General features: G+C 65.9%; 10 protein-coding genes. 6 read left to right on the forward strand and 4 right to left on the reverse strand.

The genetic code is table 11. The features are described from left to right. Positions 1-65: 65 nt before the first annotated feature. Positions 66-191 (forward strand): phospholipid scramblase family protein, encoded by a 126-nt coding sequence (locus tag DTA22_RS36975; RefSeq protein WP_245973276.1) that lies wholly within the window; start codon positions 66-68, stop codon positions 189-191. Between the two features lie 159 nt (positions 192-350). Here DTA22_RS36975 and DTA22_RS34315 read toward each other — a convergent pair whose 3' ends face one another. The 3 genes from DTA22_RS34315 to DTA22_RS34325 form a co-directional block, all read right to left on the reverse strand. Beyond that, a complete protein-coding gene (locus DTA22_RS34315; protein ID WP_037237673.1) occupies positions 351-722 on the reverse strand; it encodes a YybH family protein in 372 nt (123 codons plus the stop codon). A gap of 19 nt (positions 723-741) precedes the next feature. Next, positions 742-1,455 carry an SDR family NAD(P)-dependent oxidoreductase gene (locus DTA22_RS34320; RefSeq protein WP_037237670.1) on the reverse strand — a complete coding sequence of 238 codons (714 nt, stop codon included), beginning with the start codon at positions 1,453-1,455 and terminating at the stop codon, positions 742-744. Positions 1,456-1,634: 179 nt separating this feature from the next. After that, a complete protein-coding gene (locus DTA22_RS34325; protein WP_037237667.1) occupies positions 1,635-2,546 on the reverse strand; it encodes a LysR family transcriptional regulator in 912 nt (303 codons plus the stop codon). A gap of 94 nt (positions 2,547-2,640) precedes the next feature. Between DTA22_RS34325 and DTA22_RS34330 the strand changes: the two genes are divergently transcribed. From DTA22_RS34330 to DTA22_RS34340, 3 genes are all read left to right on the forward strand, one after another. Next, positions 2,641-2,961 carry a muconolactone Delta-isomerase family protein gene (locus DTA22_RS34330; protein ID WP_235214430.1) on the forward strand — a complete coding sequence of 107 codons (321 nt, stop codon included), beginning with the start codon at positions 2,641-2,643 and terminating at the stop codon, positions 2,959-2,961. 56 nt (positions 2,962-3,017) lie between these two features. Next, on the forward strand, positions 3,018-4,199 hold the full coding sequence (locus DTA22_RS34335; protein ID WP_112302366.1) for a YbfB/YjiJ family MFS transporter: 1,182 nt from the start codon (positions 3,018-3,020) through the stop codon (positions 4,197-4,199). A 643-nt stretch (positions 4,200-4,842) separates the two neighbouring features. Then, a complete protein-coding gene (locus tag DTA22_RS34340; RefSeq protein ID WP_112302367.1) occupies positions 4,843-8,358 on the forward strand; it encodes a serine/threonine-protein kinase in 3,516 nt (1,171 codons plus the stop codon). Here the strand turns inward: DTA22_RS34340 and DTA22_RS36980 are convergent. Further along, positions 8,287-8,682, reverse strand: a complete 396-nt coding sequence (locus tag DTA22_RS36980) for an ArsR/SmtB family transcription factor (protein ID WP_322789953.1) — start codon at positions 8,680-8,682, stop codon at positions 8,287-8,289. The genes DTA22_RS34340 and DTA22_RS36980 overlap by 72 nt on opposite strands. Between DTA22_RS36980 and rph the strand changes: the two genes are divergently transcribed. After that, positions 8,603-11,380, forward strand: coding sequence for a rifamycin-inactivating phosphotransferase (rph, locus tag DTA22_RS34350; RefSeq protein ID WP_245973274.1), 2,778 nt, complete (start codon positions 8,603-8,605; stop codon positions 11,378-11,380). The two genes, DTA22_RS36980 and rph, sit on opposite strands and share 80 nt — an antisense overlap. 405 nt (positions 11,381-11,785) lie before the next feature. Continuing rightward, on the forward strand, positions 11,786-13,156 hold the full coding sequence (locus DTA22_RS34360) for an MFS transporter (RefSeq protein WP_112302370.1): 1,371 nt from the start codon (positions 11,786-11,788) through the stop codon (positions 13,154-13,156). Positions 13,157-13,222 lie beyond the last annotated feature (66 nt).

Here is a 13,222-nt window from a genome sequence, read left to right on the forward strand (position 1 = left end):
TTGTCGGCCGGCGGTGCGTGGGTCGGGCGATCAAGGCTGAGAATGTGTTGGGCTGGGACTGTTCGGTGGTCGACGAGTCCGACACCGAGGTCGCCCGGATCAACAAAACGTGGGCGGGCTGGGGCGAGGCGGCAGTGACCAGTGCCGGCAAGTACGTCGTGCAGATTCCCCGGCGGCTGCCGGATCCGTAGGGCACTGTGGTTGCGGCCAGCCTTTCGATCGATCTGGCCGGCGCACTTGCCTGTTTCAACGAAGCTCCCCTCGTGAGGCACGCGCTAATCCAGAACTGTCGGCGCAGATGTCCTCAGCGACTACTCATTCGGTCGCTGATCGGGGCGACGCGGGCCGCCTCAGTCGAGTCGGGACACCTGGTAGTGGATGATCCGATCCCCGTCGAGCGATTGCCTGACCAGCACGCTCAGGTACACGGTCAGCGTCGGCCGGTCCGTGAAGGAGAAATCGACGTTCAGGTAGCCGAGCACGACATCGTCGGCGAGTCGACGGGTTTCGAGGATCCGGTACGCGGCGGTCATGCCCAGTGGTTGGGAGGCGTAGTAGTCGGCGACACCCTGGCGTCCGACGGTGTAGGGATGCAGGCCCTGGAAGATCGCGTCGGCGGTGAACTCGGCGGCGACGAGGTCGGGCTCGTGTGCGTCGACCGCGGCTTTCCATCGGTCGAGGACGCCGCGCAGGATCTCGTCGTGTGAAGCCGTGCTGTTCATGAGTGCCCGCCGCGTGCTCTCAGTGCCCGGCGCTCTGGCCGCCGTCGACGTGCAGGATCTCGCCGGTGACGAACCCGGCGTGCTCGAGGTAGAGGATCGCGTCGACGACCTCGTCGATCTCGCCCAGCCGGCCGACCGGGTGCAGGGCAGCGAGGGCCTCGTGCGTGTCGACCGGGTGCATCGGGGTGCGAATGATACCGAGGGCGACGGTGTTGACCCGGATTCCGCGGGTCGCGTACTCGATCGCCAGCGACTTGGTGACCGCGTTCAGACCACCTTTGGTCAGCGATGCGAGGGCCGAGGGCACCTGCGAGTTCGCGTGGTCCACCAGGGTGGTGGAGACGTTCACCAGATGGCCGCCGCTGCCCTGAGCGAGCATCGCGGCGACCGCGCTGCGGGAGATGTCGAAGAAACCTCGCAGGTTCACCCCGGTCACCGCGTCGTAGTCCTCGTCGGTGTAGTCGGTGAACGGCTTGGCCACGAAGATTCCCGCATTGTTGACCAAGGTGTCGATCCGGCCGAACCGCGCCAGCGCCTGCTCCACGATGTGGGCGCCGGTTCCCGGCTGGGACAGGTCGCCGGGCACGGTCAGCACCTCGGGATCATCGGATGCGCCGATGGAGCGGGAGGTCGCGACGACGGCGTAGCCGAGCTTGCGGTAGCCGGTGACCACGGCCGCGCCGATGCCCTGGGACGCGCCGGTGACGATGACGACTTTCTGCGTGGTGTTCATATGCCGAAGTACTCGCTTCCGAAATGAGGGTTTTTCACGAAGGCTCGATGACCGAATCCCGGGTATCCGACTCGGGCCACGGGTGTTTCGCTCACGAATCGATGATCCGCGCGCGGCGAGTGCTGCGCCACGACCTGTTTACTCCCTCGTGGGAGGCGCAGCCTCCCACGACACCCCTGTTACCGGTGGGGGTCGTCCGCGGGCAGCCAGATTCCGCTGTCGTGGATGCCGAGATCGCCGACGTCCCGGGTGAGGGCGTCGGTGGCGGCGAGCACGACGGGGCGGATTTCGTTCCGGCGCCAGACGAGCGACCACGTCCAGATCACCGCCGGGTTGATCACCGGTCGTGCGGCGAGGTCGGGCGGCAGCGTCGTGGTCTGGCCCTTGGGAGAGTTGAGCACGGGGCGGCCCGCGGCGCGGACGTGGTCGAAGAATGCGGGACCGGTGATGCCGCCGTCGTCGATCCGCAAGATTCGCGCCCCGGTGTCGCGGGCCAGTTGTTCGGCGAAGAGGTTCCACGACGACCAGGACGTCGCGTCGTCATCGACGAGCAGCAGGACGTCTCGCGCCCGCACCGGTGCGGTGTCCGCACCGGCGGACACCGCGTAGAGCCGGTCCGCGCCGAGCAGCCGGGCCTGCAGGCCGTGGTGGGCGAGATCCGACTTCCGCACCCAGCACACGGCCAGGTCGAGACTGCCGTCGGCGACCCGCGCGGCCTGGGCGTGCGAAGGCACAACCCACGGGTCCACGTGCAACTGCGCCACACCCGAGGTGCGCGCGGTCAGGTCCGCGGGAAGCCAGTTGACGTAGCCGATCCGGACCGGCTCCGCCCCGGACAGGCGCTCGGCGCGGGCGCGCAGGTCGTCGGCGCGCTCGAGCAGTGCGCGGACGTGCGGAAGCAGTGCCGCACCGGCCGGGGTGAGGGCGACGGAACGGCGGTCGCGGGCGAACAGCTGCACGCCGAGGTCTCGTTCGAGCGCGATGATCTGCTGGGACAGGGAGGGCCCGGCGATCATCAGCCGCGTCGCCGCCCGGCCGAAATGCAGTTCCTCGGCGACGACGAGGAAGTATCTCAGCTGACGCAGTTCCACGCTTGCTCATGCTACGTGCGGTAAGAGGCTGCGCCTATCAGGCAGAAGTAAGGCGGTCGTGGCGGGCCGGCCGGATCAGGGCACACGATGAATCATGACCTCAACCCCCGAACCGAGAACGAGCATGCAGGAGTTTCTCGTCGAGATCACCACGACGATCCCCGACGGCACCGAGTCATCCGAAGTGGACGCGCGCCGCGCCGCGGAAGCGATACGCGCCAGGGAACTTTCGTCCGCAGGGCATCTGGCCCGGTTGTGGCGCCCGGTCGGTGAGCTGCGCAGTATCGGGGTGTGGCGCGCCGACGACGAAGCGGACCTCCACACGAACGTGCTCGACACGCTGCCTCTGCGGCCGTGGATGAGTATCACCGTCACCGCGCTGCGGCCACACCCGAACGATCCGGGCCAGTGGTGAGAGCGTTTTCTCCGCGGGCGCACGTCGGCCGGGCGGCTGCGGCGTTGGCGGCGAGCATGGGCGTCGGGCGATTCGTCTACACCCCGATCCTGCCGCTGATGCACTCCCAGGCGGGTCTGTCCTCCTCGCACGGGGCCGCGCTGGCCACGGCGAACTACATCGGATACCTGGTGGGGGCACTGGTCGGCATCCTCATTCCTGCGGCGGTGCGCTCGGCAACGGTCATGCGTACCTCCCTGGTGGTTCTCGTCGCGACCTTGGCGCTCATGCCCGCCACACACGATGGGTCGGCCTGGTTCGTCCTCAGACTCGTCGCCGGCATCGCGAGCGCACTCATCTTCATGATCGCCGTCAGCGCCATGCTCTCCCACCTGCGGTCGCACGCCCAGCACCTGGCCGGCTGGGCGTTCGGCGGAGTCGGAGCGGGCATCGCCCTGTCCGGCGTCCTCGTGTTCATTCTGGGTTCGATCGGCACCTGGCGCTCAGCCTGGTGGGCGGCTGCCGCTCTGGCGCTGGTCTGTGCCGCCGCAGCATGGGCACTGACGCCGGAGCCGTCGCCGACCGCCACTGCCGCCGGACCGGGAGCGCCCGGCCGCCCACGGACCGACCGCTGGTTCACGGCCGTGTTCGTCAGCTACTTCCTGGAAGGCACCGGCTACATCATCGCGGGCACGTTCCTCGTCGCCGCGATCGATCACACCGCGGGCGGGCGGGTCGGCAGCGGTGCCTGGATTGTCGTGGGGCTGGCAGCGTTGCCGAGTTGTGCAGTGTGGGCGTGGCTGAGCCGTCGGTGGTCGCGGCCGATCCTCCTGCTGGTTGCCCTGCTCATCCAGGCCGTCGGCATCGCGCTGCCCGCCGTCGTCGCCGGTGTCGGCCCCGCCCTGATCTCCGCCTTCCTGTTCGGTGCCACCTTCCTCGGCGTCGGGTCGTTGGCACTGGGTATCGGAGCGCATCTGCAATTCCCGCGTGCAGTGGCGCTGCTGACCACCGGATACAGTGTCGGTCAGATTCTCGGCCCCCTCGCCGTCACTCCGTTGCTGCACGACGGCTACCACCAGGCCCTGCTGGCCGGTGCCGCTGTGGTCCTCGCCGCGGCCCTCTCCGCGGCAGCGCTGCGCTTTCGGTTCCCCGATCATGTCGGTGTGGTGCACGAACCATCGCACTCGAACAACCAACACGCGGAGACCCCGCAGGGTGCCCGCAGCGTTCCTTCCGCAATAGCGGAGACGATCGCATGAGAACGCCCGCAAAAGATCTCGATCGTGGTCGACGACACGACGACTCGCATCAGGGTGCGTGACCCGGAAACTGTTGCTGCAATGAAGTTTCTGCCCGATCACGGCTTGTCCGGGCTACCGTCGAGCAGGATGCGGGGTGAGCTGGTCGAGACCGATTCCGGTCAGTGTCGAGGTTTCCCCGTGGCTCGCGCGTCAGGAGGTCGATGACGAGATCAGTCGTACGCCTCAGTCCCCAAGCAGCTTTGAAAGAGCTTCTCACCGATGTGCCTCCTCGCACCCGGGCGGGCTGACGTGTACGCGGCACCACCCTAGAAAAGACCTCGCGATCTTCCGCAACTCGGGGAGAGTGGAAGCGGTGACGTGCAGCATCGGATCGGATGCACGCCTCCGATCCATTGCCATTCGAAGGCCGGCCAGCGCTTCCCGGAGCCGCTCATCAGCTGAACAGACTTGCTCCCGTGGAACAGCGGAACCATGCGCCGCGACCGATTACCCGCGGATCCCGACCGGGTAAGCTGTGGGGCAACGAACGTATGCAGCCGCCTGCCGACGGGCACTCGTCCGGTAGACGACTGGGAAATCGGTGATGCAGGATGGACCAAGGGCGCGGCCTCCGCCTCCCAGGCCCAGGGCTGAGCGATCGATGATGGACCCGGATGGTTCCGCTCCCATCCGCGGTGCGTACCCCACGCTCAAGGCTGAACTCGAAGCCGAGGGCTTCGGGGAAGTGGAGGTGATCGGCCGCGGCGGGTTCGGGGTGGTATTCCGGTGCCGGGAGCCATCGCTCGACCGGGTCGTCGCCGTCAAGGTGTTGGGTTCGGGGCTCGACGAGGAGAATCGAGCGCGGTTTCTGCGTGAGCAGCGCGCGATGGGGCAGCTCTCGGGGCACCCGAACATCGTCAATGTGCTGCGGATAGGGGAGACTCGGAGTGGCCTTCCCTTCATCGTCATGCAGTACCACCAGTGTGACTCACTGGAGGCTGCCATCCGGGGCCACGGACCGACGGGGTGGGAGTCTGCGATCCGAATCGCGGTGAAGCTTGCAGGAGCGCTCGAGACCGTACATCGCGCGGGGATCCTCCATCGCGATGTCAAGCCGGGCAACATCTTGCTGACCGATTACGGGGAGCCGCAGCTCTCCGACTTTGGTATTGCCCGTATCGAAGGCGGCTTCGAGACGGACTCCGGCGCGCTTACCGGTTCACCGGCATACACGGCGCCGGAAGTGCTTTCCGGCGAGTCTCCCAGCGTCGCATCCGATATCTATGGGCTCGGCGCAACCCTGTTCTCTCTCATCACCGGGCATGCGGCCTTCGAGCGCCGGTCCGGTGAACAGATCGTCGCCCAATTCCTGCGAATTACCGCCGAACAAGCACCGCGTTTGCCGTCCGCCGGCATCCCAGCCGACGTTCGCGCGGCGATCGAGACCGCGATGGCTCGGGATCCAGGCGCTCGTCCATGCACCGCAGCGGAGTTCGGAAATCTATTCCGCGAGGTCGAACGCAGGCACGATCTGGTTGTCGACGAGATGGCGATATCAACTCGAGCAGAGCGGCCACCTGTTCGTTCGGTTCAAGAACTTGCCACCGGCACAGTCAGCTATGTGCCAACCGAGACACACGCCGCTTCGCTGCCTGAGGCCGTCGGGTCGTCGTTGCAACCGCCGAGCGCGTCGACGAAGTATCGGCCGCCGACACCGACGCGGGCACTTGTACCACGCAGTAGACTCGCCGGACAGTTACGCGACGCCAGTCGCCGGCGATTGATCTTGATCCACGCCCCTGCAGGGTTCGGAAAGAGCACACTGGCCGCGCAGTGGCGCGACACCCTGATCAGTTCCGGTGTTGCGGTCGCGTGGCTGAGCATCGACTCGGACGACAACAACGTCGTCTGGTTTCTCTCACACCTGACGGAGTCGATCCGCACCGTCCGACCGGATCTTGCCGCGGAGCTCGGCCAGATTCTCGAAGAACGCGGCAACCAGGCCGACCGGTACGTGCTCACGACCCTCATCAACGAGATCCACGAACGCGGCGAGCTGCTGACCGTCGTCATCGACGACTGGCACCGAGCGACCGATGCCGCGACCATCGCCGCGATGGGATTCCTTCTCGATCATGGGTGCCACCATTTGCAGGTGCTGGTCACCAGCCGCAGTCAGTCGGGATTGCCACTCAGCCGCATGCGGGTCCGTGACGAACTGGTCGAGCTCGACGCCGCTGCCCTCCGGTTCGACCTGGACGAATCCCGGGAGTTCCTCGTCGATATGTGTGGACTGACCCTTGAACAGGGCGAGATCTCCGACCTGAGGGACTCCACCGAGGGGTGGGTCGCGGCCTTGCAGTTGGCGTCGCTGTCTTTGCGCGGGCGTGACGATCCAGCTGAATTCATCAGCCACCTGTCGGGCCGACACCGAGGCATCGGTGAGTACCTCGCCGAGAACGTTCTCAGCGCCCTCGAGCCCGACCTCCTCGAATTCATGCTGGCGACGTCGGTCACCGAACGGCTCTGCGGTGATCTCGCGGCCGTGCTCGCGCGCGTCGACGACGGCCAAGCGCTACTCGAACACATCGAGGAACGCGATCTGTTCCTCCGTGCACTCGACGACGAACGAGAGTGGTTTCGGTATCACCACTTGTTCGCCGATTTCTTGCGTCGTCGTATGCAGCGCGATCATCCCGCGCGCATCGCCGAACTGCATCGCACGGCGTCGCAGTGGTTCGCCGCGCACGATCTGCTGAGCGAGGCTGTCGGTCAGGCACTGGCCGCCGGGGACCGGGAACTCGCGGCGGACCTCGTCGACGCACGAGGGCTGGCGCTGATCGAGCACTCGCAGCTCGCGTCGGTGCTGGGTCTGATCGACAAGGTTCCCCGGGCACTGGCGGCGGATCGCCCCCACCTGCAGCTCGCCCTCGCCTGGGCGCACGTACTGCTCCACCATGACCACACCATCGTGGAGGAATCACTTCGTTCTCTCGATGCCTGTATCGCCGACCTACCCGCCGCCGACACCACTACGGCCGACCTGCGTGTCGACGCCGCGCTGGTGAGGGGAGTCGCGGACCTCTTCGGGGACCGCATCGACGGGCTGACCGAGTTGGTGTCGGACTGCCTGGACCGGCAGAAGACCCTGCGCCCGTTCGTCCTCGCCGCTGCATCCAACGTCGCGTCCTACGAGGCGATTCACCGCTTCGACTTCGACGCCGCACAGCGGTGGCAGGAATGGGGGGCGCCCTTCCACGCGCGCACGACGGGGCCGTTCACTGGGGTATACGGGCACTGCTTTTCCGGGATCGCGGCAAACGAGATGCTGCGCGTGGAGGAGGCCGAGCGGTATTTTCGGTTGGCCTATGGTCTCGCGCGTGAGGCGGGAGGTCTCCACTCGTATTCCACGAGGCTCGCAAGCGCAATGCTGGGGGATCTGCTGTACGAGCGTGGCGAGTTGGACGAGGCCGAACGGCTGCTGGACGAGAGCTATCAACTCGGCTCGGAGGGCGGTGTCGTCGATTTCATGCTCGTCACGTTCGGCACCGGATCCCGGATCAAGGCCATCCGGGGAGATATCACAGCGGCTGCCCAGCGGCTGGACGACGGTGCACAGATCGCCGCCGAGTTGGTGCTGCCGAGGCTGGCCGCCCGTATCGGCAACGAGCGGACGAGGTTGGGGCTGTCGGCAGCCGATCCTGCGCAGCACCTGACCGAGGGCGACCCGGACACTCCCGCACCTGTGCCGGATCTGGTGGACGGGATCGTCGAGGTGACAGCAGAACTCGAGGAGGATTCGGCGATCCGGCGGCTGATGGCAGAGAAGTCGCTGCCGAGCGCGCTCGATGCCCGTGAGAGGGCAGCTGCCCTGGTAGAGCGTATAGCGACCCAGGCACGTCCCCGTGCGCTGCTGCGAGCGCGACTGTTGCACGTCGTGTCGGTTCTCGTCGCCGGTGATGAGCAGGAGGCCCTGGATGCTCTGATCCCGCTTGCCGCACAGTGCGCGCGTCTGGGCGTGATCAGGCTTCTGTGTGACGAGGGGCCGCCCATGATGCACCTTGTTGCGCGGTTGCGGGCCATTCAGACGCAACGGCCCCGGCCGTCACGTGGGCCGGCGATCTCGGAGGAGTTCTTGTCGTCGGTATTGGCCGCGGAGGTGTCGGCGGGCGGGTAGTGCCTGGACCAATGGCCTGTCGAACCAGGTGGCGGCCTGTCGCATGTCTTCGAACGGGTATTCGGCGGAGAACAGCAGGTGGTCGGCTCCGACTTCCTGAATGGTGTCGAGCAGGGCGCTGCGTCGTTTGACGAGTAGGCCGGACTTCTGGAGGACGGCGACGTGCTTCTGTACCGCAGCGAAACTCAGGTCGTACTTCGCTGCCAGTGCCGAGACGGAATGCTCGCCGGCCAGCACGCGACGCATGATGTCGCGCCTCGTTCGGTCGGACAGTGCGTGGAACAGGGCATCGGCCCGGTCCTCATGGACCCTTCCCCCTTCCACGTTATACACGGTTGTCCGCCCTCATGAGATTCGGTTCTGTGGTCCATACTCGCCCGTAGAAATTCGTATCGACAGGTGGGGAAGCGGAATGAGTTATGTGCTGGACTTCCAGGAGACCGACCGGTCGCAGGGTGCCGTCATCGGCGGCAAAGGTGCGAACCTCGCAGAACTGTCGCGCCTCGACGGCATAGATGTGCCGGACGGCGTCTGCGTGACGACGGATGCCTTCCGGAGGGTCATGGCCGATATACCGGAAATCGACGATCTGCTCGAACAGTTGTCGCACGTCGGGCCGGATGATCGAGACGTGATCCGGGTGCTGAGCGTGCAGATCCGCCGTGTGATCGAAGAGAGCGACATCCCGGACGATCTGGCGACGGAGATCGTCCGCTCGGTCACCCGGCTCGGCGAACACGCCGCCTTCGCGGTCCGGTCCAGCGCGACGGCCGAGGATCTGCCGACGGCGTCCTTCGCCGGCCAGCAGGACACGTACCTGAACATTGTGGGCGCCGTGGCGATTCTCCGGCACGTGAGCCGGTGCTGGGGTTCGCTGTTCACCGAGCGGGCGATCGCCTACCGTCTGAAGAACGGCTTCGACCACCGGAAGGTCCACATGGCCGTGGTCGTGCAGCGGATGGTGTTCCCGCAGGCGTCCGGAATCCTGTTCACCGCCGACCCCGTCACCTCCGACCGGACGGTCGCCACCGTGGACGCGGGGTTCGGGCTCGGCGAGGCACTGGTTTCCGGCCTGGTGAACGCGGACGTGTACAGGGTGCGCGACGGCGCGGTCGTCGACAAGACGGTCGCCGGCAAACAGCGCGCCGTCCGGGCGGCACCGAAAGGGGGAACGTACATACAGGAGATCGAACCGGAGTGGCAGAACCGGCCGGTGCTGACCGACGCACAGATCGTGCGCCTTGCGCAGGTGGGGCGTGACATCGAAGCGCACTTCGGCTGCCCCCAGGACATCGAATGGTGTTTGGTCGACGATGGCTTTCTGATCGTCCAGAGCAGACCGATCACCACGCTGTTCCCGATCCCTGTGGTCGACGATGGAGAAAACCACGTGTACGTCTCCGTCGGCCACCAGCAGATGATGACCGATCCGATGAAGCCTCTCGGGATCTCGGTGTGGCAACTGACAAGTCCGGCGCCGATGCGTGAAGCCGGTGGCCGGCTTTTCGTCGACGTCACCCAGCGTCTGGCTTCGCCCGCGAGTAGCGCAGCCCTGGTGGAGACGCTCGGCAAGTCCGATCCGCTCATCGGGGACGCGCTGCAGACCGTCCTCGACCGCGGCGACTTCATCCGGTCGTCTGCGGACGAGGTGCCCGTCGGCGCACCGGCCGGTGGTGCACCCGCCCTGATCGACCCCGATCCGGCTATCGTCGCCGAACTGATCGCAGGCAGCAAGGTTTCGCTTGCGGCCATGAAGCGCGACATCGTGACCAAGTCCGGATCGGAACTGCTCGACTTCATCGAGGCCGATATCCAGGAGCTGAGGCGAATCCTGTTCGATCCGCGCAGCGGGCAGGTGATCACGACGGCAATGGAGGCCACCGGATGGCTCAACGACCGCTTGCGGGAGTGGCTGGGCGAGAAGAACGCTGCCGACACGCTCACGCAGTCGGTTCCCCACAACGTCACTTCGGAGATGGGCCTCGCGCTTCTGGACGTCGCCGACGCGCTCCGGCCCCACCCGGACGTGGTGGCCTTTCTTCGGCACGTCGAGCACGCGGGTATCGAGGACGAGAGGTTCCTGGGCGCACTGGAGAAGCTCACGGGCGGCCCGGAGGCACGAGCGACCATCGAGGGGTACCTCGACAAGTACGGCATGCGCTGCGTCGGCGAGATCGACATCACGAGGCCGCGCTGGAGTGATCGCCCCACCACGCTCGTGCCGACGATCATGAGCAACATCGAAAACTTCGGACCGGGCGCAGGCAAGCAGCGCTTCGAGCGCGGTCTCCGCGAGGCCGAGCAGAAAGAGAAAGAGCTGCTGGATCGCCTACGCGCCTTGCCTGACGGGGAACGCAAGGCCGACGAGACCAAGCCCATGATCGACCGCGTCCGCACCTTTGCGGGATACCGGGAATATCCCAAGTACGCCATGGTCGGCCGCTACTTCGCCTACAAACAGGCCCTGTTGCGCGAGGCCGGCCGTCTCGTGGAGGCACACGGGATTCGCGAGCAGGAGGACGTCTTCTACCTGACGTTCGACGAACTCCGCAAGGTCGTGGCCACACACCGACCGTGCGACCGCCTCGTGCGTGAGAGAAAGGAAGCGTTCCGCTCGTATGGGATGCTCACGCCTCCCCGGGTGCTCACATCGAATGGGGAAGCTGTCTCCGGGGAGTATCGCCGCGAAGACGTACCGGCGGAAGCGCTGGCCGGTCTACCGGTGTCCGCCGGGATCGTGGAAGGGCGGGCACGGGTTATTTCGGACATGTCGCAGGCCGACCTGGTGGCGGGTGACATCCTGGTCACTGCCTACACCGATCCGAGCTGGACTCCCTTGTTCGTCGCCACCGACGGATTGGTCACGGAGGTAGGCGGATTGATGACCCACGGTGCGGTCATCGCGCGGGAGTACGGCGTGCCGGCGGTCGTGGGCGTGGAGAACGCCACCCGGCTGATCCGCGACGGGCAGCGAATCCGCGTGAACGGAACGGACGGGTACGTCGAGATTCTGCCCGACTAGTTAGGAAGCCGAGCCGCTACCGGACACCGGGTTCCGGCACGGGATGGTGCATGGATGGATGCAGGCAGGACGGCTCCTCTTCGGATTCCGACAGGTCAAGGGACCGATACGTATTGGCCCCGAGAACCATTCGCTGCTCGGTGCTGTACACGGCAGGGCGGTGGTCGAGCAACTCGAGTGCGGTTTTGATCGGTGTGGTGCGGGGGGAGGGTCCGGCTCAGCGTGTGCGCGTTGGTGAGTATTTCGTAGCGAAAGATTCTGTAAAGGAACGTAAGTACGGGGGGACAGGGTCACCTCCCTGATCCCTGCGGTGCGCTGACTGTGTGGTGACGAACCGGGGAGCGGATTGACACCGCCCCTCGGTGACTCGACCAGGTTGGGGCGTCGATCCGCTATCGTCTACGGATGAGCGATGACGCGACTCCGTCCGGTCCAACCCGCGCTCCGACGAGCACCCGGCGGGCGGTGCTCAACACGATGAAGGGCTCGGCAGGAAACCTCGTCGAGTGGTACGACGTGTACATCTACACGGTCTTCGCCACGTACTTCGAGGCGCAATTCTTCGACGAGAACGACGCCAACTCCACGCTGTACATCTATGCGATCTTCGCGGTCACCTTCGTCATGCGACCGGTGGGGTCCTGGTTCTTCGGCCGGTTCGCCGACCGCCGTGGCCGCAAGGCGGCCCTGATGCTCAGCATCACCATCATGTCGTCGTGCTCCTTCTTGGTGGCGGTCATGCCGACACGTGAAGTCATCGGGTATTGGGCGGCAGTGATTTTGGTCGTCGCTCGCCTGGTACAGGGATTTGCCACGGGTGGGGAGTACGGCACCTCGGCGACGTACATGTCCGAAGCGGCGACCGCGAATCGGCGCGGCTTCCTGTCGTCTTTCCAGTACGTGACCCTCGTGGGAGGTCACGTGCTCGCGCAGTTCACGCTCCTGATCGCGCTCAGCGTTCTCGATGTCGAGACGTTGAACGATTGGGGATGGCGGATCGGCTTCTTCATCGGCGGGATCGCTGCCCTGGTCGTGCTGTGGATTCGGCGCTCGATGGACGAGTCGCTCAGCGAGTCGCATCTGAAGGCCATCCGTGCGGGGGAGGACCGGACGGCGGGGTCCTTGACGGAGTTGTTCACCAAGCACTGGCGTCCGCTGCTGCTGGTGTTCCTCATTACCGCGGGTGGAACGGTCGCGTTCTACACCTACAGTGTCAACGCGCCGGCGATTGTGAAGTCCACCTTCGGGGCCGACCGGGCGCTGACGGCAACCTGGATCAACCTGCTGGGGCTGATCTTGCTGTTGCTGCTGCAGCCGATCGGCGGCATCATCAGCGACCGGGTCGGGCGCAAGCCGCTCCTGATCTTCTTCGGTGTGGGTGGAGTCCTCTACACCTACGTCCTGCTCACCTATCTTCCGCGGACCACCTCGCCGCTATCGGCGTTCGTGCTGGTCGCGGTCGGCTACGTCATCCTCACCGGTTACACCTCGATCAACGCGATCGTGAAGGCGGAGCTGTTCCCCGCCGACATCCGTGCCTTGGGGGTCGGACTGGGTTATGCGCTCGCGAATTCCATCTTCGGCGGTACGGCGCCGGTACTTTTCCAGGCGTCCAAATCGGCCGGTCACGTGGGCTGGTTCATCTCCTACGTGACGGTTGTGATCGGGGTCAGCTTGCTGGTCTACATCTTCGGGCTGAAGAACAAGTCGGTCACGGTGCTCGATCGCGAGCAGGGGAGCGCCTGGGGCGTGCCCGTGTCTTCGCGTCCAAGCTGATCCCCGGTCAGGTTCCAGGGGAATCGGTGCCGGCACCAGTGTGAACAGGTCAGTTTCTGGCGGGTT

Source organism: Rhodococcus wratislaviensis (assembly GCF_900455735.1).
GTDB classification, from domain to species: Bacteria; Actinomycetota; Actinomycetes; order Mycobacteriales; family Mycobacteriaceae; genus Rhodococcus_F; species Rhodococcus_F wratislaviensis.